The following is a 25140-nucleotide window of genomic DNA, read 5'->3' as shown; positions in this document are numbered from 1 at the left end:
TTTTTATTTATTTTTAGCATACTTATTGATTTTTATATGTTTTACTTTTGCAATATTTAGTACTAAAGTATATTCACCTTTAATAGTTGAACATTGTTCAAGGATTTTCAAGAGCGTTGAAGGTTTTTCAAAAAACCATTGTTCGTAAATTTTGGTTAATTCTTTGGCTAAGCAAATATTCACCTCATCCTTAAAAATTTCATATATATCAGAAATTGTACTTATTAATTTATGAGGAGAAACAAAAAATATATAAGTTCCTTCAGTTAATGTTTTTAATTGGTTTTTTCGTTGCTGGCTTTTATCTTTGATAAAACCTAAGAAAGTAAAGTTATGTGAAAATCCCGAACCTACAAATGCAGTAATAGCGGCAGATACACCAGGAATAATTTCTATTTCAATGTTATTTTGACGTGCTAAATTAATAATATTAAAGCCTGGATCAGCAACCAACGGCATTCCGGCGTCAGAAACAACAGCTACAGATTTATTGTTTAATAAGTAATTTAATAATTCCTTTACAACATTTTTTTCATTTACTATATTGTTAGTTATTAATTTTTTTTTAGTTATATGATATTTTTCTAGGAGTTTTATAGTAACTCTAGTATCTTCACAGGCTATGACGTCAACTTTTTGTAATGTTTCAACTGCACGATAAGTAATATCGGATAAGTTTCCGATCGGAGTTCCTACTATATATAATTTACTCATAAATTCTTCTTAGTTTAATTAAAAATGCTGTTTTTTGTATTTCAAAATTGGCGTTAATTGTTGAAATATTTTCGCTAAAAGTTATGCAGAGTTGTAATGTTAGTATTATTTTTTCTAATAATTTCGGTTTTTTTAAGATAAATTTTTTTATTTGATTTAATTCTTTTACATTACTTTCTAAAATTTCGTCTGGTAAAAGAATTTTTTGTAAAACATCTAATAAAAATTTGTTTTCTGATGTTAAATTATCTTTGAGAAAGCTTATAAGAAATTCTAAATTTAATTGAGAATTAATTAATAAATTTTCTAATTTTTTAATTAATTCTTTTATTAATAAAATTTGATTTTCATCTAATTTAATGTCTTTTGTTCAATCATTAAAACTATTTTGAGGATTATTTTTTAAATTAACAGAAATAATTTGTGCTCTAGAAATGATGGTTGGCAAAATTTTATTAATATTTTTAGTGGTGGCTAAAATAATGATATTTTCTAAGGGTTCTTCAATAAATTTTAAAAAACCATTAATAGTAATTGCTGCAGCATTATCGATGTCTTTAATTAAAATAATATTTTTTAAATTAGTGTCATTTTTAAACTGGCTTTTATAAAAAACGTCTTGTATATTCTGTTTCTTGATTGTTTCTTTGCTTCCATCAATAAAAAAAATATTAGTTGATAAATTATCAAAAGAATTATCAATTAGTTTTAACGAACTGTTATTAATTATATTAATGATGTTTAATAGTAAATCATCAATTTTATTGGTATGTTTAAATAAATAAAAGTGTGCAAGTTTGTTAGATTTGTTTAATTTTAAAAAAATGTCTAAAATTTCTGTGTTCATTATTTGTATTTTTGTACAAAGTCTAAAAATTTTTGATTTTGATTTAATTTTTCTACAACATTAGCACAAACTTTTTCAAGAGATAAAGAACCGTCAATAATAATAAATCTTTTTGGGTCTTCTTGAATCAATTGTTTATAACCATTGTAAACTTTATAATGAAAATCCATATTTTCATTGTCTAATCTATCTTGTACTAAACGAGTGCGGTCGCGTCTTTCTTTGCTTTTTTCAGGGGTAATTTCAAAGAAAATAGTGATATCTGGAATAGCATTATCTATGATTAAATTTGTTAATGTTTTAACAAATTTATATCCTAAATTTCTTGCAAAACCTTGATAGGCATAGAAACTGTCAATATATCTATCACATAATACTAATTCGCCGTTTTTAATAGCGGGTCAAATAACTTTTTCTAAATGAATTCTACGGCTTGTAGAATAAAGCATGGCTTCAGCCACCGGCGATAAATCGCTCTCTTTGTCTAAAATAATATCACGGATTTTTTCGGCTTCTTTCAGGTTTTGTCCGCCAGGTTCTCTAGTGATAATCAAATTCATTTTTGGATAATTTTTTTTAAAATATTGCACCAATTTTTCTAGTATTGTAGTTTTTCCGCTTCCGTCTAATCCCTCAAAAGTTATAAACATTTTTTACCTCTAATCTTTTTGTCTATTTTTTATTGAAAATTTTAAAGTAGTTTCATCAATATAGTCAACTGATGCTCCTAACGGTACACCAATAGCGATTTGAGAAACTTTTAGTTTTAAATTTTTTAATGCTTTCTTAAGTATGTTAATTAATATTTCCCCTTTTAAAGTGGGGGATATACCTAAAATAATTTCTTCAAATCCTTTAGCATAATTTAAAAAGTCATTAATATATGCTAAATTATTCTTATAATCATATTCGCTTTCTATTTGCTTATTAAAGATAAAATATCTTCCAAAATAAAAACCGGACTTTTCTATTTTGTCTAAAATAGAAAGGTTTTCAAGTACTAATAAAGTGTTTTTACGTGTTTCATCATTGCATATTTTGCATTCCAATTTTTTGTCTAAAATGTTAGTACAATTGTTACAAAATTTAGTATTTTCCTTAATTTTTTTAATATCATTTACGAGTAAATTTACACTTATTTGTTCATTGTCAAAAATCCAATAAACAAATTTTTCAGAACTTTTTTTGCTGAAACCAGGAATTTTTTTAAGTTTTTGAATTAAATTATTTATATCTTCAGATTCAAACATTTTAACCTAAAATGGTAATCCACCTGGCATGTCTTTTGGAATGATTTTATTTTGTTCTTCATTAATTTTATCAATTAATTCATTAATAGATACGATAAGTAAGTCCTCTAAAAGTTCTTTATCATCAGGGTCGATTAAAGCTGGATCGATATCTATCTTTTGAATGCTAAAATCACCTTTTGCAGTAATTTTAATGCCTTGTTTTTCAACACTAAATTCTAAGTTTGAAAATTCTTTTTGTTTTGCATCTATTTCGCTTTGCATCTTTTTAAGTCTTTTGATTAATTCTGGGTTCATTTTTCCTCTTTTCTATTATTTTCAAGTTTTTGAATGGATGTATTTAGAAGCCTCAATGTGGTCCTCGCGTTGGTTTGGTATTACTGTAATAAGTTTATCTGGTTTATGAATTGGATTGCCTAACACATATTTTCCATTAATATAGTCAATATAGAGTTGTCTAATTTTTTCTTGCTTATTAGAATTTAGAAAATATAATCATTTATAACCGCCCGAATATACGTAGTCTATAAATTTTTGTAAATCAACTTTGTATTTGTTTTTATTTAAAAGTTCCAATAATTCATCATTATCAACTGAAAAAATTATAGCGTTTTCACAAGCTGAAATGATTTTAGTATTTTTAAATCATTCAAAATAGCGATTTAAATCTACTCTAGTATTAGAAAATTCGGCATCATTTTTTAAACTCGTATACTTATCCTTTAAATTTCTATTTTCTTTATCTTCTTTGATCCATAAAAGAATATTAAGAATTGATTCAAATTCATTTTCATTTTCCCATTGATACTTAACTTCTAATTCTTTTTGGTTGTTAAAATTTTGTGTTTCTAGTGTATTATCAAAGATTTCTATAGTTGATTTTTCAAACATTTCTTCATTATTAACAATATTGTTTGTAATTTTGTTGTTATTATTTTTTGATAAATCTTCACTTAGCTTATTGGTGTTATTAGTTGTTTGTTTTTTGATCTTATCAATAGCAAACTTACTTTTAAAAAAATCGTCACCTGAAAAAATTGATTTATGTAAATTTTTGTTATCTTGAATCTTAGGAGTCGCTTTAAATTCTAATTCATCAGTTGTGTGTGAAATTGAGTTAGCGTCTTGGATTTTTTTATTTTGCTCCGGTTTAGGTTTATAAAAATTATTTAAATCAATACAGTTTATTAAACCAACCTCAATTATACTAAAAGGACTTTCGCTGCGAGGTAATTTAATTAAAATTTCATATATTTTTTTTAGCAATTTTATTGCTAAATCAATCGATAAATTTATCTTACCAATATCGTTCGGATCTAAAATATTCAATAATGATGTATCAAAAGTTTTATTAAATAATACTCACTCTTTAATAACATCCATTGTTGAAGTTAACAAAATTTTTGGGTCTATACCCTCGCTTTTTAATTCGCGAATTGTTTTAATTATATTTAATAAATCATCATTTTTTAGATCATTGAGTAATGTAATTATTCTTTTGTTTGATAGTAAACCAAAATATTTTTGTACATCATCTAAAAGGATTTTATTATCATTAAATGAACTAGCTTGCTCACTTAATGATAAAGCATCTCTTAATCCGCCTGATGATATTGCAGCAATTGCTTTTAAAGCATCGCTTTCGTATTTAATTTTCTCGTTGTCTAAGACAAATTTTAGTTGTTGAATGATATTGTTTTGTGATACACGTTTAAAGTTAAATCTTTGTACTCTAGATAAGATAGTTAAAGGGATTTTTTGTGGATCAGTGGTTGCCAAAATAAAAATTGCATGTTTTGGAGGCTCCTCAAGTGTTTTTAATAAGGCATTAAAAGCGCTTTTGGTCATCATATGAACTTCATCAATGATATATATTTTGAATTTACTATTAATTGGAGCTTGTTCAACCTTATCTTTTAGATCACGAATTTCATCTACTCCATTATTTGAAGCCGCGTCCATTTCAATGATGTCAAAATTATTGTTAGACATTTTTAAACAATCCTCACAAATTAAAGTAACATCTGTAGTGTGCATACAGTTTAAAGTGTTTGCAAAAATTTTTGCAACAGAGGTTTTTCCAGTACCTTTTGGACCACAAAATAAGTAAGCATGGTTGATCTTACGGCTTTTTAAAATATTTTTTAAACTTTCAACAATGTGTTCTTGACCCACTACTTCGGAAAAAGTTTTAGGACGATATTTGCGATAAAGTGCTTTGTGTTGCATGCTTCTCCTGAACAATAAAAACTATATTTAAAACTTGTAATAAAATTATAAATTAATTTTAATTACAAAATAAATAAAGATGATTTTTTATTCAAATCTGATTGAAAGATTTTCATATTTTGAATCAAAACATTCAATAATAGTAGTAAAAAAAGTATAAAAAAAAGCACTTGGCTTTAATTATTGAGTAGCTGTTAATTTTGCTTGCCTTCTTAATTCTCTGTGATGTTCCTTAGAAAGTTTTTTAGCTCTTTTTGCTGCTATTGTTTTGTTCTTTAATCTAACTTCTTTACGCATTATAACCTTTCTTTTCAAAATAAGGGTGTTTAGGTGGTTTGATATTAAGTTATTAAATTTTAAACGAAAAATTTGATTTTTAAAGTTTTATTTAAGATTTAATTTATTAAATTTATCTCAAGGATTCCTAACGAGCTAATTTACTTATATTTACTTTAGTTAAGTTATTAAAAAAATAAAAGAACAAGTAAATTATGCTATTTAAAACTTTTTAGACTACAGCATAGCTAAAAAAATATTCTTAATTTTGATTCTAAGAAATATTTAATTAAAACTAGAAACACCAGTTATGTATTTATTATCGTATATATTTATTTAATTTTAAAATTAAATATAATTTAAATTAATAAGGAGTTTTATGGATGTAAACAAAAAGAAAGAAATTTTAGACAAAATAATTAATGAATCATTAGATAAAGTCATGTCTGAACGTTTTGGTAGATATGCAAAATATGTTATTCAGCAAAGAGCGCTTCCGGATATAAAAGATGGTTTAAAACCTGTTCAAAGACGGATTTTATATGCAATGTATGATTTAGGTTTATCACATGATAAACCTTATAAAAAATCAGCTCGGGTAGTTGGTGATGTAATTGGAAAATATCATCCACACGGAGATAGTTCGGTTTATGAAGCGATGGTTAATATGAGTCAACCATGAAAATCAAACATTCCACTTTTAGATATGCATGGTAATATTGGTTCTATTGATAATGATCCAGCCGCTGCAATGCGTTATACTGAAGTTCGCTTGTCTAAAGTTACTGAATTTATTTTAAATGATTTAAAAAAAAATACCGTAGCTTTTATTCCTAATTTTGATGATAGTGAAAAAGAACCTGTAGTATTACCATCAATTTTTCCGACATTATTAGTTAATGGTGCAAAAGGGATTGCTGTAGGAATGGCAACTGACCTACCACCACATAATTTATCCGAAGTAATTGATGCTACGATTGCAAAAATTAAAAAACCAAATATATCATTGAAAGAAATTCGTAAATATATTTTAGGTCCAGATTTTCCAACTGGCGGGATTATTAAAGGGATTAAAGGGATTGATGATGCATTTGAATTTGGAAATAATATCAAAGATAAAATTCATTTATATGCAAAATGTAATTTGTATTCTAAAAGTTCTAATAAATTTATAGAAATAACCGAAATTCCTTATGGTGTGTCAAAATCATCTTTAGTTTATGAAATAGATATGTTAATTAACAAAGGTGCAATTGATGGAGTTTTAGAAATCAAAGATCAATCCGATCGTAATGGAATTAATATTTTAATTACAATGGATGTAGGCGTTAATGAACACAGTGTCCTATCTTATTTATATCAAAAAACTCAATTAAAAATTACTTATTCATATAACAATACTGTTATCAAAAATAATCAGCCGATGCAATTAAATTTAATGCAAATGCTGGATTCATATGAACAACAAGTTCGTGATATCAAAACAAAAACTTTAAACTACGATCTACAAAAAAACTTGTTAAGACTAGAAATTGTTTTAGGATTTATTAAAGTTTCAGAAATTACCGATAAAGTAATTAAAGTAATTCGTGAATCTGAAGACTCAAAAAGTGGGGTAATTAAGGATTTAATTAAACATTTTGCTTTTAGCGAAATTCAAGCAACAGCAATCGCGGAATTAAGACTATATCGTTTGAGCAAAACTGATAAACAAGCTTATTTGAAAGAAAAAAATGATTTAGAAAACGAAATAAATTATATTAAGGAGTTGCTTGATGATTCTCAAAAATTTAATAAGTTTATCATAGAAATCTTATTAGATATTAAAAAACAATTTGGTGCAGAACGCAAAACAAAAATAGAAAATGAACACTTTGATTTCAATCACAAAGAAACTGATTTAATAAAAGAAGAAGAAGTTTATATTTTAGTTTCTAAAAATGGTTATATTAAGCGCTTTAATGAAAAAACTTATATTTCAAATAATTTAAGTAATTCTTATATAAAAGAAGATGATGCAATTATGCATGTTTCAAAAATGAACACAATGCATAATTTAGTTTTATTCACAAACTTTGGTAATTATGCAATTTTACCTATTCATAAAATTGCTGAAAATAAATGGAAAGAGCATGGAACATATGTTCGTGATTTATATGATTTTAAAATTGATGAGCAAATTATTTCGGTTTTAGAAATAAAAAATTGAGAAAGTGACTTATATATAATTACTGGAACTAAGAATGGGTTTTTTAAACATACTAAACTAATAGATTTTAAGGCTCAACGCTCATTGAAAAGTTATACAGCAATGACCTTAATTGATAATGACGTAATGATAGGAGCAAAATTATCTAATAATCATAATAATTTATTAATTTTAACTAATAACTCATTAATTTCTTATTATCCAGAAACCGATATTAGTACTTATGGAACAAAAGCAAAAGGTATTAAAGGTGTCTATTTATCGTTAAATGATAAAGTTACAGATTTTATTTTAAACAAAGAAAACATCGATTTAGTCTTTGTTTCGGATAAAGGGTATTGAGCAAAATTAGCTTCTAAAAAAATTCAACAAGTTTCACGAAATACAAAAGGGAAAAAATATTCTGAAATTAATCAATTAAATAAAATTACTGCAATAATTCAATCAAATAATATGGAAATATTAGTAAAAACAGATAGTTATAATTTAGTAATAGAAAAAATAAACAATCTAAAAGACAAACAAGGTAGTTTGCAATATCCGGTAATTAATAAATTATTTGTAAATGACATTCAAAAAGAATTTCAACTAAATCCTTTGAGTGATTTTAGTGTTGAATCAATAAAAGAAAATTCAAAAAATATTGAAAAATCGGAAAATCTTTTAAAAGAAAAAGAAAAACAATTTGATGATATATTAGCAAAAGTGGAAAAATTATTAAATTTGAAAAAGTAGGAAATTAGTTAGAAAAAAACTAAAATGTGGAAATAAATTGGATAAATATCATAATTTTCATAATTAATGTCGTTAAATTAGAATAAAGATACCTTATTTTAATGTAAAATAAAAATATTAAGAAATCTTTACAAACAAGTTAAATATAAATTTAACAAAAAAATAAAGTTAAAGTATCTTAAATTCGGTTTTTAAAACAAAATTTTAATTTTAAATTTAGTTTTTTTAATTCTTTAATCAAAAAAGCCTTAGGTGCAAAAGATACAAAAATAAACAAAATAAAAAATAAATTTAATCTAAAATGAATAATTTAGAATATTTTAATCATTAAATTGCTTGTACAAGAAAAAAATAAGTGTTTGGTAGGAGAACATGCTTGTACATACAGAATATAAAATAATAAATGACAAAGATCTTATAAAAAAGAATTTCAAACTCATAAGAAAATTATTTTTTTTCTGATTTAACTAAATTATTTATTCTTTAATAATATTAATAAAGAACTTTTCATACATAGTCAAGAAATTGAAAAATTATATAATAATATAATTTCACCATTGTATTTTTGGATTCAATTAATTTGCTTGAAAAGTAATATGATGATTATTATAGTGGCGGTTATTAATTTGAAAACAAAATAAAAAAATATTTTTAATATAGCTAGAAAAGAAGATAATGTTTTTAATAAATATAATAGAGAATGTAGAATAAAAAAAGAAAATTTAAATAATAAATTTTATACATAAATAAAATAGAGATTTATGCAAATCATAATTTTCATTTTTAAATAGTCAAAAATTATTAATGACGCTTATGAAATTTAAGGATGATTTGTTATCTTTTAAAGAAAAATAATTAATTCAGTTATTATAAAAAAATAAAGACAGCGATTATGATACTGAATTTACTAACTATTATGGAGGCTACTAAATTGAAAAAAACAAAAAATATACCTCTTATAAGTTATTTGATTATCAGTTCAAATATAGCCTTGTGATTATTTAGCACTATTTTGTTATTTTTGTTTCAATCTATAACTTATTATTATATTACACTTTATATGATAGTATTTTTAATAGAATCTCCAACATATATTTATATGTATTGATTATTTAAAGGATTTCATCCGCAAACAAAAATATTAAATAAATATTTGGAAAGAATATTAAAAACACTCTTTTTTGTCATAATTATAGTTGTGATTCTCTTAGGTATAATTTCAGTTAAAAATCTTATATTTGTGAGTATAGAAGGTACTTATTGATTTTTAGCGATAATATTTTTTGCCTGACTTTTAATGACTCTTATAAAGGTTGTTTTAACTTCAAAAACTAAAAAAAGTCATAATTCTTTTATTAATTTTATTTTCTATTTTAATTTGTTTTAGAAATGCAATCATAATAAAGTTTATGTTTTTTAAAGTTAAAAATATTAAAATTACTAAATTACCTTATAAAAAAAGAAAATGTGAAAATTTATGAAAATGCACAGCAAGAAAATAAAAAAAATATAAAAATAAAGTTACATTGTTGTTAATGAAGGTTAAAATAATTTAAAAGGAGATAATTAATAACAATAAATATTATTTTTTATATTAGATAAATAAATCTTGTAATTACTTTATATAAACAACATTATAAATAAAAAGATAACTTAAAATTAACAAATCTTGATTACATAATGTCATCAAAGTTCTGTCAATTATTGTCAAATTTTAGAGTTTTAGAGTTTGAACAAAGAGATAATAAAGAAAAAATTCAATCAACAATAAATGACATTGTATCTCTATTTTTAAAATATGAAGACTACTTTACAGATGTGGAAAAGTTGATTAAAGTACTAGTTATGAATATAAAATCAAATTTACAATTTGACATACTAGTTACTTCTACAAATATTTATAGTTATTTCTTTTGTTTAGAAGAAAAAAATCAACAATATAATTTCCATTTAAATAAAGATTCTAACTTTTTTAAATTATTAAAAAACGAAAAATTAGTTTCTTTTGTAAAAGAAATTGAAATATTGTTTAATGTTTTTATAAATACTAAATCAGAATTAATTAACGTTTTTAATTTAAGTAAAAAAGATGATATATCAGTTAATTATGGAATGACTTTTAAAGTAAAAAAAGATATAGAAAATTCATTTAAATTAGATTTTTTCGTGTTCCATACATTTAATAAATACAGAATTGATATGAAAAAATTTATTTATGAAAATAGCAAAAATTATTTTATAGATTTAGGAGCTCAAAATCAAGAGAAATTTATATATGAATTAAATAAGTGATATTAAAACAGTTGCTCACAAAAACTGTTACATGTAAATAAAATATAAAAAGGACTAAAAATGATCTTATATACCGAAACACAAAAAGATATAACAAAAAAAGAGTTGGACTCATTAAAAGGCGAGATTGTTACACAAATAAGTAAACTCTTAAGATTAACAGAATCAGATAGTAAAATAAATAAATTCAATAATTTATATCTTTACAATTATTTAAATGAAATTTCAAATTATGAAGCATTAAGTGGCTTGGATTTAAATTTATTAAAAGATATAAAAAATTTAATTTCATATATTGTTAATGAACTATCAAATAAAGCGGCAGAGGAATCCGCGTATATAAAAAAATTAGACACTAGTTCTTGAATAACAGGAATCGGATCTCTAATAGGTGGAATTTTAACATTTGGTTTTGAGACACCAGCATTATTAGGCGCTACTGCAGGATTGCAAATAGCTAAAGCAGAGAGCGTTAAAAGAAAGGCTAATTATAAATATCAGGAACAAATATTGTTAAATTATTCATCACTGCTAAAAAATGAATTTTTAAAAATAGAAGATGGAAGTTTTAATGTAGATAACGTGATATTAAAAGTTGATGATTTCTTAAATTATGTTCAAACTAATATCACGTCAAAACATAAAAGTAATTTAATTAATAAAATCACAGCTTTCAAAAACAGTCTAATAACATATAAAAATAAATTAGTTTCAACCGTGCAAACAGATTATAACTATGATCATGAATATGATTCTTACTATGGTGGAGGATACTAATGAAAAAAGAAAAAAACAGAATTCTTATTGGTTACTTAATTTTAACAAGTTGAATCGTTCTTTGAGTTATAGCTACTATTTCATTAATCTTAGTTAGAAAAGATGATTATTATTTTGTACCATTAAATGTTATTGTGTTTTTTATATGCTCACTTTCTTATCCTTTTCTTTATTTAGTTTTTAGAAGATATGAAGTTAGTGATAAATTTCTCAACAAAAATATAACATTATTACTAAAATTATCATTTCTAGTAGTCATTGTTGTAGCCATTATTATTACAGCATTAGGATTAGCAAGAGTTATTTTCCAAAGTAATGAAACTTATTATTGAGCTTTTGCAGTTTTATTTTTTGCATGATTCTTTTTAACTTTAATAAAAGTAGTTTTAACCACTAAAACACCCAAAAGTGAAAATGCATTTATTAATTTTGTTTTATATTTTAACATTCTTAAATAAAAATATTATAACAACATAAGTTCATTAGGACTTATGTTTTTTTAAAGAATGTTTTTTTAGTTTAAAATAAATTGAAATTCTTTTTAACTTTAAACTTTTATCACTATATTATAGGGATAAAAAAAATAAAATATGATACACACGGAGGTGTTGTTAGGGTATAATATCTAAATCTATTTTAATTAGATAAAACTGTTGTTTAATATTAATTTTATGAAAGGAAAAAATGCCAACAACAAATCAGTTAGTTACAAATGGGCGTAGTTCTAAAATTAAAAAACAAAATGCTCCTGCATTAAGTTTAAGCTACAATTCATTAATTAAAAAATCTAAAAAAATGGCATCACCATTTAAACGTGGTGTATGCACTCGTGTTGCTACAATGACACCTAAAAAACCTAACTCAGCTTTACGTAAATATGCTCGTGTTAAGTTATCAAATATGATGGAAGTGACTGCTTATATTCCTGGAGAAGGACATAACTTACAAGAACACTCTGTTGTTTTAATTCGTGGTGGTCGTGTTAAAGATTTGCCAGGGGTTAGATATCATATAGTTCGTGGAACACAAGATGCAGCAGGAGTTTCTAAGAGAAACCAAGGACGTAGCTTGTATGGAACTAAAAAAGAAAAGAAATAAGCATAATTAATTAACTTTTTACATTACATAATAATAAGGAGGACATATGTCAAGAAAGAAAAGTGCACCAATCCGTGAAGTACTTGCAGATCCAGTTTTTAATTCAGTAGTTGTTACAAAATTAATTAACCAAATTATGCTTGACGGAAAGAAATCAATCGCACAAGATATTTTATATTCAGCGTTTGAATTAATTAAAAATAAAACTAATAAAGACCCAATGGAAGTGTTTTTAGCAGCGGTTGAAAACATTACCCCACAATTAGAAATTCGTACTAGAAGAATTGGTGGAACTAATTATCAAGTACCAACCGAAGTTCCTACACGTAGAAAACAAACCTTAGCGCTAAGATGGTTAGTGCAATATGCTAGATTAAGAAACGAAAAAACAATGGATATTTGTTTAGCAAATGAAATTATTGATGCATCAAATAAAACAGGTGGAGCTATTAAAAAACGCGAAGATACACACAAGATGGCAGAAGCCAACCGTGCCTTTGCGCATTTTAGATGATAATCCAGGATTGAATATTTAAATATGGCAAGAGATTATGATTTAAAAGATTACCGTAATATTGGTATTATGGCCCACATTGATGCAGGAAAAACCACAACAACCGAAAGAATTTTATTTCATACAGGTAAAATTCACAAAATCGGCGAAACTCACGATGGAGTTTCACAAATGGACTGAATGGAACAAGAAAAAGAGAGAGGAATTACCATTACTTCTGCTGCTACAACGGCGTTTTGAAAAGGGAAGAGAATTAATATCATTGATACCCCTGGACACGTTGATTTTACAGTTGAAGTTGAACGTTCATTGCGCGTTTTAGATGGTGCCGTAGCTGTTTTAGATGCTCAATCAGGTGTTGAGCCACAAACAGAAACCGTTTGAAGACAAGCAACCAATTATAAAGTACCACGTATTGTTTATGTAAATAAAATGGATAAAGCCGGAGCAGATTTTGCTGCATCAGTTGCATCTGTAAAACAACGTTTAGGCGGAAATGCAGTGGCGATTCAATGACCTATTGGTGCTGAATCAAATTTTAAAGGATTGGTAGATTTAGTAACTAGAGAGGCATTTACATATAACGGAGAACCACAAGAAGAAGAGTTTGCAACTGAAATTCCGGAAGATTTAAAAGATATAGTTGAAATCAAACGTCAAGAATTATTAGAAGCGGTTGCTGCATTTGACGATGACTTGATGATGACTGTTTTAGAGGGCGGAGATGTTGATGTTGCTTCATTTAAAGAAGCAATTAGAAAAGCAACTTTAACCTCAGAATTCTTCCCTGTTGTGTGTGGAACATCGTTTAAAAACAAAGGTGTGAAGAAGATGATTGATGCTGTAGTTGATTATTTACCATCGCCACTTGACATTCCTGCGATTAAGGCACATGACAATGAAAAAGAAATTAATGTAGAAGCAACCGATGAAGGAGAATTTGCAGCTTTAGCTTTTAAAGTTATGAACGATCCATTTGTGGGATCTCTAACATTTTTCCGTGTATACCGTGGGGTTTTAAGTAAAGGTAGTTATGTATTTAACTCTACTAAAGGAGAAAAGGAAAGAATCGGTCGTGTATTGCAAATGCATGCTAATAGTCGTGTTGAAATTGATGAATGTCGTGCCGGTGATATCGCGGCTGCGGTTGGATTGAAATATACAACAACAGGAGATACCTTAGTAAACGAAAAAGGTGCAAAAATTGTTTTAGAAAAAATGATTTTCCCTGAACCAGTTATTTCGCAAGCTTTAGAACCAGAATCAAAGGCTGCTACCGAAAAACTATCATTAGGATTACAAAAATTGGCAGCCGAAGATCCTACTTTTAGAACATATACTGATGAAGAAACTGGACAAACAATTATTGCTGGAATGGGTGAATTACACCTTGATATCATTGTGGATCGTCTAAAACGTGAATTTGGTGTACAAGCAAAAGTTGGGGCACCTCAAGTTTCATATCGCGAGACTATTACTAAAACTGCCGATGTGGAAGGAAAACACATTAAACAATCTGGTGGAAAAGGACAATATGGACACGTTTGATTGAAATTTGAGCCAAATCCAGATGCAGGGTTTGAATTTGTAGATAAAATTGTTGGTGGAAAAATTCCAAAAGAATACATTAAATCAATCCAAAAGGGACTTGAAGAGAAAATGGCAGTTGGAATTTTGGCTGGTTATCCAATGATTGATATTAAGGCAACTTTGTTCGATGGTTCATACCACGATGTCGATTCATCTGAATTGGCTTATAAAATCGCAGCTTCTAAAGCACTTACAAAAGCTAAAGATTTGATTGGTACAGTATTATTAGAACCAATTATGGATGTTTCGGTAGTTGTTCCTTCAGATCATATGGGAGATGTAATTGGTGACTTATCACGCCGTAGAGGTTTAGTAAATGATCAAGAACAAAGAAATGACGGAGCAGTTGTGGTTAAAGCAATGGTTCCATTGGCGGAAATGTTCGGATATTCAACTGAACTTAGATCTATGACTAGTGGTCGTGGAACATATCAAATGCAATTTGATCACTATGAAAAAGCACCAAAAAACATCGCTGACGAAATCATTAAGCGCAGAAATATTCAATCTAAAGATGAAGATTAATATTAGACTCTAGATTCATTCAATTAATAAAATACACGAACACTATTCAGATGTGTTCGTGTTTTAATTTTTCTGTATTTTTAGAAATATAGGAAAATAAATATCTAGTTTTGTAAGCGAAAATAATTTTCTTTTTAATGAATATGATGCATCATAATTAAAACAAATCTGTTTGGACTTACAATTAAAATAGATGTAATATATTAAGAAATTATAACGCAGTAGTGTAGCTATGTGTTTGTTCTGCCGTGTTTAAAAATTCCAAAACATGAATAATGTTTTGGAATGATTTTTCTAAACTTTAATTAATGAATTAACTTGACATTTTTCGCCTAAAAGATTTCTTCCGTGTAATTCTTCTAACTCTAATAATACAATAACTTTTTTAACAATTACGCCTTGTGATTCTAACAAATCAATAATTGCTTTGGTTGTTCCGCCAGTAGCTAAAACATCATCAACAATTGCAGCAGTTTGTCCTGTTTTTACAAAACCCTTTTGTAGTTCTAAAGTATTATGTCCGTATTCTAAATTATATTGCATAGAAATTACTTCACCTGGTAGTTTATGTGGTTTACGCACCATAATAAATGGTTTTTTTAAAAATGCGGCCGCAGGTGTTCCAAATAAAAAGCCACGAGCATCAGGACCAACAATGATGTCTACATCTTTACATAAGTTTGCAATTTGATTAATAGTATAGTTTAGTGCTTCTCCGTCGGCTAAAAGTGGAGAGATATCTTTAAACAAAATTCCTTTTTTTGGAAAATTAGGTATATCTCTAATTAGTTTACTTATATTCATAAATAAATTATAAACCATTCCCATAATTTTACCTTCAAAAGAACACAAAAGCACATATAATGATGTGCTTTTGTGTATCTACTTTTAGTGTTATTTTTTAAATACTACATTTCTTGATGAGTAGTATAAAGCCTCAGCAATTGTAGGGTGGGTATAAATTGATTCTTGAAGTTGCTTAAATGTAACTTTTTGATGCATAGCGAATGCTACTTGATTGATTAAAATGTGACCACCTTCAACAAACATAAAGCAACCCAAAATTTGTCCATCTGTTTTTGAAACTAAGAATTTAATAAATCCTAAGTCATTTGCTTGTCCGTCAGCATGTAATCTTGGAAGCGCTTTCGCAGGAACTACCACTTCATCAAATTCAACACATTCAGCTGTTAATTGTGCTGCAGTTTTACCAACACCAGCTAATTCTGGGTTTAGATAAATAGCTCATGGAACGTGATTTAGCATTAAGGTTTCATTATCTTTGAATTTTAAAATATCCTTAGCGATTACATCTGCTGTTTTGTAAGCGACAGTTGATAACATCATTAATCCAGTTACATCACCTAAAGCATACACATTGCTTATGTTAGTTTTCATATGTTCGCAAACATCTACAAAACCTTTTGCATTCAATTTTAATCCTAATGCATCCAATCCTGATAAGTTTGCAACTCTACCAATAGCAACTAAAACTTTATCAGCCGCAAGAATATGTGTTTGTTCTCCTGTTTTAAATACTACTTCCGATTTTCTAACTTCTGATATGTTAGCTTCTTCGATGATTTCTACTCCATTAGCTTTTAAACTACCGGCAACTGCAGCGGCAGCCATTGAATCAAAATTGCTTAAGAATTTAGTGTTTGATAAAATGGTAACCTTACTTCCTAATGTGCTATAAAAGTAAGCAAATTCTAATGAAATCGCACCTGAGCCGATGATCACAAGACGCTTAGGAACTTCGGTTAGTTTTAAAGCTTGTTCTGAGTCAATTAAAAATCCTGATTGGTATCCTTCTTGTGCGCCTTTAACAGTTAAAGTACGGTTTTTTGAACCAGTAGCAACTACTAATTTATCAAATGAAACTTTAGTATCATTTACCATTAATGAATGTGCGTCTACTAATTTTCCTTCACCTCTTAAAATATCAACATTAGCACCTTTTAAGAAGTTTTCAATTGCACCGTTTAGAAGTTCTTTATTTGAAGTTCTTCTGCCTTGCATAGTAGCAAAATCAAACCCTTGTAAATGTGCTTGGACTCCGTATTTTTCAGCATTTTTTACGGTATCTAAAACTTTAGCAGACTTAATTAGTGTTTTTGTGGAAATACATCCTTTGTTCACGCATGTTCCGCCTAAATCTTCTTTTTCTACAACTGCAACTTTAAGTCCGTTGCTAGATAGAATTCCTGCAAGGGTATATCCACCTGGCCCGGCACCTAAAACTACAACATCATACTTTGTCATATATCCTCCTCTTTATATAATTTTTATAACAATAATTTTATATCTTAAAAACTAAAAAGCAAATAAAAAGCATAAAAAATTGAGTTTTTATGCGTTTTTTGGTTTTTGTAGTGTTGTTTGGTTAAATTAATAAATATAAAATTTATATTCTTAAACATAGTTTAAAATAATGATTATAATAAGAACAATTAAATAAATAAAGAGATTTAAATAAAAAACATAGTTTGATTTTGGTTTATGTTTTTGCTTATGTTTGTTTTGTTTTTGTTCTAAATATATTTTACGTTCTATTGCGTCCATTTTAGCTAATTTACGTTCTTCGGAGTATTTTTTAGAAATACTTTGATTTTCATTGAATTTTTGGATTGTTCTTTCTAAAAAACCTCATTTAAAAATCAAGATAAATAGTACTAAACAAAAAATTATGATACTAGCGGCAGTAAAAGAATCTAAAAGTTGTTTATTACCTTTTGTAAAATATCAAACAACCACAATAATGCTAAAAATTAATGCGTATATAATGTTAATTATTCAAAATCGTGTGCTTTGTAATTGGTATTTAGTATGTATCATAAATTTTTTAAATCACTTATTCATTGTTTTCCTTGTTTATATTATTATTGTAAAAATGAACTTTGTAAAAAGTTCATTTATTTTACTTTAAAAATTTCCTTTCCTAATTGTAATCATTCATCAACTAATTCTTTTAGGAAAGTTAAACCATTATCGTAGAATTTATCAGTAGTTAAATCTACACCGACTTTTTTAAGTATATTAAGTGGATAATCATTCCCTCCGGCACTTAAAAAGTTGTTGATATAGTCATCTAACGCGGTCTTGCCTTGGGTTTTATATTTTCTAAAGAAATAGGTAGCAACTAATTGACCAATTGCATATTTATAAACATAAAATCCATAATAGTAATGTGGAACATAAATGGATTGAATACTTGTTTGAACAGAATATTTTTGTGGAACTAAGGTATATTTTTGACTATTAGTGTAATAAAGTTTGCTAATTGAATCAAAACTTCCTGAGACACTGCCGTTTGCAATTGCATTATATAAATCGTATTCATAGTTAGCTCAACTTGTTTGTTTTAAAACGGTTCCTATAAATCCTTGAATCATAGAGTTTAAAATTTCAAATTTTAATTTTTTATCAGTACTAGTTTTTAACATATAATCAGCTAACATAAATTCATTATAAATTGATGCAATTTCAGCTAAAAAAATTGGATACATTGAATTTTGTAAATCTTGTCTAGTATCAGAAAAATACGAATGCATTGAATGACCTAGTTCGTGCACTAAAGTTTCAACGCTAGCTAGCGTTCCTTCAAAATTCATTAAAATGTATTTTTTATCTATACCATAGGTTCCACCGATGCTATATGCACCACCACGCTTGGTGTCGGTGCTCATATAATCCACTCATTTTTCATCGATGGCTTTACAAACTTGTTGGTGATATTCTTGACCAAATGGTTTTAGTGCTGTTTTGGCTAATTCATTCATTTCTGAGACTGTGTAAGAAGTTTTTACACTTACTAAATCACGTGAATAGTCTCATAGTTGACGCCTAGATTTAAATTTGATTTGATAAAATTTATCACTTCATTTTTTGTATTTTTTTAATATTTGTTTACTTTCAGAAACCTTGCTAAAGAGCTTCTTCAAAATTTCATCTGTTACCTTGTCTTTTGAAGTTAACATCGCTACAGCAGAGGTATATTTACGTAATTTTGCTTCAGTAGTGATGCTTTTAAAGTGTTGAAATAACAATTCTGCAAATGTGTCTTTGTGTTTAATAAAAGCGTTTCAATAATTGTGATATGCTTGCTTACGAACTTGTTCGTCGTTTGACTTTAATAATTTAGAATAGATTGCCGGATTGAGTTTAATCTTTTTGCCTGTCTTACTTGTTACTATCCCGTAATCCAACTCACTGTTGCTTAAAATACTAAATGTATTATGCGGACTAGGAAATCCGAACGAACTATTGATGATATATTCTTCAACCTTATCGTCTAATTTATGTTCATATTCGTCAATTTCATCTTGGATTTGTCTTCGATATGAAGCTAATCTTCGATCATTCATTCATAGTTTCATTTTTTCTATATTTGCATAAAATCTGTTAGTTTCTGAACCGAACGTAGTGTTTAATTTATGATTTAAGAATTGAAATTCAGCTTCTAATTTTTTAAATTTTGCATTAACTAAATCAGTATTTAAGTGGTTGGAAATGTAGTTATCTATCTTAAATGATAAAATTGTTTCTTGCTCTGATAATTTTACGTCATTTAAGTATGCTTCAATATTTTCATATTTTTTATCTTTATTTAAAATTCTTTCTTTTCTTACCTTATGATATTTATCGATTAAATTTTCAATCGAATCGCCTTTTAAAATGTCTTCTAAATCTCAAGTATATTCCTCAGGAACATCGCTGTGATTTTTAAATTGCTTTGCATTCATTGTTACTCCTAAAAGTTATGAAAAAAGTCTTATAAACTGTAGATTTACAAGACTTTTTTAATTTAAAGTGAAATATTAACTTTAATGAACTGTAAATCTATAGCACCAATGGAAAATCCAAAGAGTAGAAATCTTTTATGTTTTTCTACCAACCAAAATAACTGCCATTATCTTAGTTTCGGCTTTTATACCCTTTCATTAACTTCTGCATGCCCACTAGGTTAATTACTATTGCTAAAAGCTCCTCTATAGTAGTATCTATAACAGATTTGAACTCTTTTTATCGTCTCATCTGTTATATTAATACAACAGATTATGACTAAAAATAACGGTTGATAATATACATTCAACTGTTAATATTAGTCATAATAACTTGTTGTTTTCCTTTTTTCATAAAATTAATTGTATCAAAATATTTTATAAAATAAAATTTTTTATTGTTTTGGTTACTAAATTTATAATAAAGCAAAGAAGCTAATATGTTAACCTCACTGAAATACTAGAATTTTAATTTTTTAATATTTTATTTCTTTGTTGATTATGAAAATCTTAAATCATTTTTATTTAAATTAAGTGTTTCTACTACCACATTATCTTTTTTTGTGATGATAAGTTTTAATCAAAATTAAAAAAACTGGAATTTTATAAAGATTATCAGGCTGATTTTTAAATGAAAATGTTTATTTAAGTGAGAGTTTATTAATTTCTGAAGTAAATCAAAATATTAAATTTGCATTTTAAAATATAAAATTAAAAAAACTAGAAATTATGAATCGGAATGATTAAATTAGATTTTAAAAAATAATGTATAAATTGAAATTTGTAGGAATTAAAAATGAAAATTAAATCAATAATTTCTTTGAAGAAATCCGCTTGAAAAATATAAAATCTATAAAATTGTTAGTTTTATCAAATCAAAGTCATAAACTAATTGAAAAATTAACATTATCAGAATTTATTTTAACTTATGCTTCTTATATTTCTTCGGTGCCTAAATTTATTTATGAAAAGTTTTTAAAAAATCACTTAGAGAGGTAGTGTTGCGAGTTGTTAAAACCAAATTTAATGTTTTAAGGCGCTAATTTGTGTAGTTTCATGTTTTTAATACTTTTAAATTACTAATTTAGGTGATATTTTTGTTTTTGTTTTATAATTAATAGGATTAATGAATTCAATATCTCTTTTAGAGTTTTTTGATGTCTTAAACATTGATATTAGGAGAGAATATGAAAATGAAAAAACTATTGAAAATTGCAATTATTTCATTTACACCAACTTTATTAGTTGCTGCTTCATGTGGAACAAATCAAACTACTGAATCGCAACAAAAAGCGTTATATTCAAATCAAATTAATGCATTAGAAGCTGCTTTATCACCCGCAGAATTAAACAAATATCAAAGTATTTTAAATAAAGCAAAAGTCGAAAAAGAAGCAACTAAACAAGATGTGATTTTAAATGAAATCTATCGACAAAATTCTCAAATTAAAGAGTTGGTGCAACAATTAACTAAAGAATTTTATCGAGGTATAGGTGATAAATTTTTAACTAATTCAAATTTCGGGACAGAACAAATAGAAATTCCAAAAAATTTAATTACAACAGAACATACTTTAAAATTAACATTTTCAACTCCACAAAGTTATGCTTTAAACGGCAAAACACAAGAACAAGTTCGAAAAGAAGCTGAAAAACAAATCAACGATTTATTAAAAAACTCTAATAATAAACTAACGGTAAAAATTCAGTTTTATGGGGCCGAAAATTTTAATGCTTCATATGATAATTTAGTTAAAAAAGAAGCTGATATGGCATTTTTGCCTACTGGTTTTTTATGAGATAAAAAAAACGATATTATTAATGCTGGTTTTCAAATTAAATTACAGACTTTAGCACGTCAATTTCGTGGCGATATTAAATTTGATTTTAAAAATCCAATAAATGGTAAATATAGCGATGGAAGCTGAAATGATGATTTAACAAAAATAGCTCGTAATGTTAATGAAGTTTTTTATGGTGAACCTAGAAGTGAATGAAATAATGATTATCACTGAAATGGTTCTATTTATCAGGATGTTTATAATAGAGATAATTTAGTTCCGTACAATCGTGGTTCAATTATTTTGATTGGTACCGAAGCACAACGTGCTGCAATTAAAAAGGCTTGAAATCAAAGAGACTGGGATACATTTTTAAGTTATGGAATAGTTACTGGTGATTCAAACTCCGGTGCAAAATATATTTTACAAAACAGTTTATTAAAGAAACATTTTAAAGAAAAATTTAGAGATTTAAAGACATATCAAATTGATGTAAATAGCAAACATCACAACAATATAACTACAGGTTCAATTAAAGGAGTTCATCAAGCTCAATACTTAAACAAACATATCTTTTTTGATAATATACCCTCATGAGCTTGAACTCCATATAAAGCGGATGGACGAGATACTTATTTTATAAATAAGGACTTAAGACCAAATCAAAATTTAGAAGTATTAACAGTTACTGAAGCATTACCGTATTTTGTAGGAGTTTTTGGTAAAGAAGTTGATCCAAATGTAATTTCTGTGATTTCTAAAGTTATGATGAAATTATCTAAAGAACATAAAGATATTGGTGCTATAACAAATGGATTTTTTGGTTATTTTGAAATTAAAGATGTTGAATCTGAATTTTGAAATATTGCTAAAGAAGTATTAGATAGATAATGATTAAATTTAATGATATAGTGTTACAATATAGTGACCAAGTTATTTTAGATAATGTAAGTATACATGTGAAAAAAAATTCTATAATAGGCTTAATCGGAAAAAGTGGAACTGGTAAAAGCACCATTCTTAAAGCATTTTTTGATTTTAGTTTAATTAAAGATGGTGAATTTTGGTATAACGACAAAAAAGTTGTTAAAATCAAAAAAACTAATAAAAAAAATGATTTTAAAGGTTATTTTACCAAATTTAAAAAATTATTTAAACAAAGCTCTCTTAAAAACGTCGTAAAACTATATAAAAATACTTTAAATGAATATTTTAGTAAAGCAGAAATTAAAAAATATAAGAAAAAAATTAATTATATAGCACCCGATGACAATTTGATTACATCTATTGATTTTTATACTAACTTTAAATTAACTTTTAAAAAATATAAAAACCCTTTTTACAAATTTTTAAAAATTTTAACTAAACAACAAAAAGATAATTTATATCAAATGTGTGAATATTTTGGAATGCAAGATTATATTTTTAAACCAGTTGAGCAGCTTTCTGCTGGACAAAAACAACGTTTTGCAATAATTTTGAATTTAATTAACGATCCCGAAATTCTGCTGTGTGATGAATTAACATCAAATTTAGATATTACTAATGCACAATTAGTTTTTGAATATTTACAAAAAATTAAAAGCGATAAATATATTGTAGTAGCATTACATAACTTAAACGATGCTGTTAAGTATATGGATAAAATTATTGCTCTCAAGGACGGAAAAATACAAAAAATATATCATCCTAATGAATACGATTTAGATGAATTAAGGTTGTATTTTGACTAGACAAAAATTTCATCAAAAATTAACTAAAAAAACTATCTTAAAATGGTTTGTAACTTTAGCTTTATTTTTGATTTTTATATATTTTTTACATACTTTCAATTTTTATATAACTAAAACAGGAACAAATTTATTTTTTACACATTTAAAAGAATTATTTTCTTTTAAAAGTATTGTTGTTATTAATAATGATAATGTATTGAATTTATGATATATAAACTTGAATTTAATGTGAATAACAATTAAATCAGTATTCAGTGGTAGTTTTATAGGTTTAATTTTAGCTTTTATTACTGCTTATTTTAGTTCATTAAATCTATGAAAACGTAATTGATGAACCTGATGTATTCGGCTTTTAATTATTCTATTGCGCTCTTTGCCTGTTTTGATTTTTATCATGATATTTGGTTCTGCCTACGAAGGCCAAATGATAGCTTTTATGATTTTTTGATTTACTTCATGAGTTTATTTGCATCGCTATTTTTGTGATATTTTTGAGTCTACTTCAACTCAAAAATATTGAATGGATATTCATCAAGGAATGCCGCGTTTTAAAAGTTTTTATAAAAATATTGTTTTAAATAATAAAAACAAATTCATAATGAATTCACTGCTTACACTTGAGACTAACATCAGATGAAGTTCAATTTTAGGTTCAATTGGAATTTATGGAATTGGACAACTTTTTAATACTTATCCGAATAATATTGAATACTACGGAATTAGTATTTTTTACATTGTAGTTGTTATTATCTTTTTTGAACTATTATTAATCTTTTTTAATAAATACTTATTTGTTGCTAGCGACATTAATAAACCTGATATCAATACTCCAAAAAGTTGAAAATATAATTTTAAAAAGCTCATTAAATTAACAATTTTTATTATCTTTTTAATTATCGTTATTATTAGTTTTGCAGACATTTCTAAAACTAGTGCAAATACCATATCATTAAGAATTTGATTACAAAATTTATTTAATTGAGATTTTAGCGGGGTGCAAGAAAACCCGAATTTGTATCTTTCTTATTGAAAAATTTTTCAACAAACTTATATTGTAGTTTATGTTTCGTACTTTTTATCACTTATATATGCATTATTTATGAGTGAAAAATTATATAAATTGCATTTTACTTTCGTTTTCAAGGTGATTGTTGTCTTACTAAAAGCAATTCCGGTTATCGTCTTTTTTATTTTATTTAACTCATTGCTAAATAAAGATACAGCAATTATTATTGCAGTTATTATTATTACTTTTAGGTCTTTAACAAAGCAGTTTTCAGAAGTTATTAACCGTATAGATAAATCGAAAGTACAATTATGAAAATCGCTTGGGTATAACAATTTTTATATTTATTGAAATCTTTTACTACCAATGTATAAAAAAGCAATTGTATCATTAGTTTTATTCAAGAGCGAAGGAACTTTTAGAAACTTTATAACATTTGGAATCTTTAGTAATGTTGTCTTATATGCATATATTAATGAATATATTAAAAACTCAGAATATGAAAAAATTGGACCAGCATTTCTACCAGCATTTTTAATTTATGCAATTTTTGAAATCTTATTTTTATTATATAAAAGAGAAGTTTTTGAAAAGATTAAGCTATTTACGACAAAAAGTCTTTTGAAAATTTCTAAGTGAAATAGATAGCGCGCGAGTGTTATCTATTTTAAAAAATCTCCTTAATTACTTAAGCGGACTCTATCCAGCTTTGTGCACTTATCTTATGCTTAATAAACAGATAGCCTATCCAAATATATACGCATACTTAAATACAAGCTT

The 25140-nt window shown here is 26.2% G+C and carries 20 protein-coding genes and 1 riboswitch; of the genes, 10 read left to right on the top strand and 10 right to left on the bottom strand.

Translation table 4 applies throughout. The features are described 5' to 3' along the window. Positions 1–3 precede the first annotated feature (3 nt). The 6 genes from rsmI to dnaX are packed head-to-tail and all read right to left on the bottom strand — an operon-like array spanning position 4 to position 5040. Entirely contained in the window at positions 4–714 is a 711-nt protein-coding gene (rsmI, locus tag BCF59_RS02705) for a 16S rRNA (cytidine(1402)-2'-O)-methyltransferase (RefSeq protein ID WP_134111008.1), read from the bottom strand. Beyond that, entirely contained in the window at positions 707–1561 is an 855-nt protein-coding gene (locus BCF59_RS02700) for an AAA family ATPase (RefSeq protein WP_134111006.1), read from the bottom strand. The genes rsmI and BCF59_RS02700 overlap by 8 nt, the downstream gene beginning before the upstream one ends. Further along, entirely contained in the window at positions 1561–2211 is a 651-nt protein-coding gene (tmk, locus tag BCF59_RS02695) for a dTMP kinase (protein ID WP_134111004.1), read from the bottom strand. The genes BCF59_RS02700 and tmk overlap by 1 nt, the downstream gene beginning before the upstream one ends. Before the next feature lie 9 nt (positions 2212–2220). After that, positions 2221–2811 (bottom strand): recombination protein RecR, encoded by a 591-nt coding sequence (locus BCF59_RS02690; protein WP_134111002.1) that lies wholly within the window; start codon positions 2809–2811, stop codon positions 2221–2223. 6 nt (positions 2812–2817) lie between these two features. Continuing rightward, a complete protein-coding gene (locus BCF59_RS02685; RefSeq protein ID WP_134111000.1) occupies positions 2818–3108 on the bottom strand; it encodes a YbaB/EbfC family nucleoid-associated protein in 291 nt (96 codons plus the stop codon). Between the two features lie 15 nt (positions 3109–3123). After that, entirely contained in the window at positions 3124–5040 is a 1917-nt protein-coding gene (gene dnaX / locus BCF59_RS02680) for a DNA polymerase III subunit gamma/tau (RefSeq protein WP_134110998.1), read from the bottom strand. 655 nt (positions 5041–5695) lie between these two features. On the opposite strand from dnaX, the gene BCF59_RS02675 reads away from it, so the two are divergent. The 7 genes from BCF59_RS02675 (at position 5696) to fusA (ending at position 15056) form a co-directional block, all read left to right on the top strand. Further along, complete coding sequence (locus BCF59_RS02675) at positions 5696–8260, top strand: DNA topoisomerase (ATP-hydrolyzing) (protein ID WP_134110996.1); 2565 nt, start codon at positions 5696–5698, stop codon at positions 8258–8260. Positions 8261–9940: 1680 nt separating this feature from the next. Then, positions 9941–10558 carry a hypothetical protein gene (locus tag BCF59_RS02670; RefSeq protein ID WP_134110994.1) on the top strand — a complete coding sequence of 206 codons (618 nt, stop codon included), beginning with the start codon at positions 9941–9943 and terminating at the stop codon, positions 10556–10558. Positions 10559–10612: 54 nt separating this feature from the next. Further along, on the top strand, positions 10613–11329 hold the full coding sequence (locus BCF59_RS02665; protein ID WP_134110992.1) for a hypothetical protein: 717 nt from the start codon (positions 10613–10615) through the stop codon (positions 11327–11329). Then, the gene (locus BCF59_RS02660; protein WP_134110989.1) at positions 11329–11787 is read left to right on the top strand and encodes a hypothetical protein; all 459 of its coding nucleotides are present in this window, start codon (positions 11329–11331) and stop codon (positions 11785–11787) included. The genes BCF59_RS02665 and BCF59_RS02660 overlap by 1 nt, the downstream gene beginning before the upstream one ends. Before the next feature lie 226 nt (positions 11788–12013). After that, positions 12014–12427 carry a 30S ribosomal protein S12 gene (gene rpsL, locus BCF59_RS02655; protein WP_134110987.1) on the top strand — a complete coding sequence of 138 codons (414 nt, stop codon included), beginning with the start codon at positions 12014–12016 and terminating at the stop codon, positions 12425–12427. Between the two features lie 46 nt (positions 12428–12473). Beyond that, on the top strand, positions 12474–12944 hold the full coding sequence (gene rpsG / locus BCF59_RS02650; protein ID WP_134110985.1) for a 30S ribosomal protein S7: 471 nt from the start codon (positions 12474–12476) through the stop codon (positions 12942–12944). A gap of 21 nt (positions 12945–12965) precedes the next feature. Next, on the top strand, positions 12966–15056 hold the full coding sequence (fusA, locus tag BCF59_RS02645; protein ID WP_134110983.1) for an elongation factor G: 2091 nt from the start codon (positions 12966–12968) through the stop codon (positions 15054–15056). A gap of 294 nt (positions 15057–15350) precedes the next feature. Here fusA and BCF59_RS02640 read toward each other — a convergent pair whose 3' ends face one another. The 4 genes from BCF59_RS02640 to pepF form a co-directional block, all read right to left on the bottom strand. Continuing rightward, on the bottom strand, positions 15351–15860 hold the full coding sequence (locus tag BCF59_RS02640; protein WP_134110981.1) for an adenine phosphoribosyltransferase: 510 nt from the start codon (positions 15858–15860) through the stop codon (positions 15351–15353). A gap of 90 nt (positions 15861–15950) precedes the next feature. Beyond that, positions 15951–17321, bottom strand: a complete 1371-nt coding sequence (locus BCF59_RS02635; protein ID WP_134110979.1) for a dihydrolipoyl dehydrogenase — start codon at positions 17319–17321, stop codon at positions 15951–15953. 150 nt (positions 17322–17471) lie between these two features. Then, positions 17472–17918 (bottom strand): DUF3899 domain-containing protein, encoded by a 447-nt coding sequence (locus tag BCF59_RS02630; RefSeq protein WP_134110977.1) that lies wholly within the window; start codon positions 17916–17918, stop codon positions 17472–17474. A gap of 53 nt (positions 17919–17971) precedes the next feature. Beyond that, positions 17972–19801 carry an oligoendopeptidase F gene (gene pepF / locus BCF59_RS02625; protein WP_134110975.1) on the bottom strand — a complete coding sequence of 610 codons (1830 nt, stop codon included), beginning with the start codon at positions 19799–19801 and terminating at the stop codon, positions 17972–17974. 92 nt (positions 19802–19893) lie between these two features. Then, positions 19894–20058: riboswitch (Lysine riboswitch) on the bottom strand. A 969-nt stretch (positions 20059–21027) separates the two neighbouring features. On the opposite strand from pepF, the gene cypl reads away from it, so the two are divergent. From cypl to BCF59_RS02610, 3 genes are all read left to right on the top strand, one after another. Next, complete coding sequence (gene cypl, locus BCF59_RS02620; protein ID WP_134110973.1) at positions 21028–22512, top strand: ABC transporter thiamine pyrophosphate-binding lipoprotein p37/Cypl; 1485 nt, start codon at positions 21028–21030, stop codon at positions 22510–22512. Continuing rightward, on the top strand, positions 22512–23354 hold the full coding sequence (locus tag BCF59_RS02615) for an ATP-binding cassette domain-containing protein (RefSeq protein ID WP_134110971.1): 843 nt from the start codon (positions 22512–22514) through the stop codon (positions 23352–23354). Before cypl ends, BCF59_RS02615 begins: the two co-directional genes overlap by 1 nt. 226 nt (positions 23355–23580) lie before the next feature. Beyond that, the gene (locus tag BCF59_RS02610; RefSeq protein ID WP_166666797.1) at positions 23581–25008 is read left to right on the top strand and encodes an ABC transporter permease subunit; all 1428 of its coding nucleotides are present in this window, start codon (positions 23581–23583) and stop codon (positions 25006–25008) included. The last annotated feature ends 132 nt before the right edge of the window (positions 25009–25140 follow it).

The organism is Mycoplasmopsis mustelae (assembly GCF_004365095.1).
GTDB classification, from domain to species: Bacteria; Bacillota_I; Bacilli_A; order Mycoplasmatales; family Metamycoplasmataceae; genus Mycoplasmopsis; species Mycoplasmopsis mustelae.
Note: the sequence above shows the minus strand (reverse complement) of the source record. Positions and strands in the feature narration are given on the sequence as shown.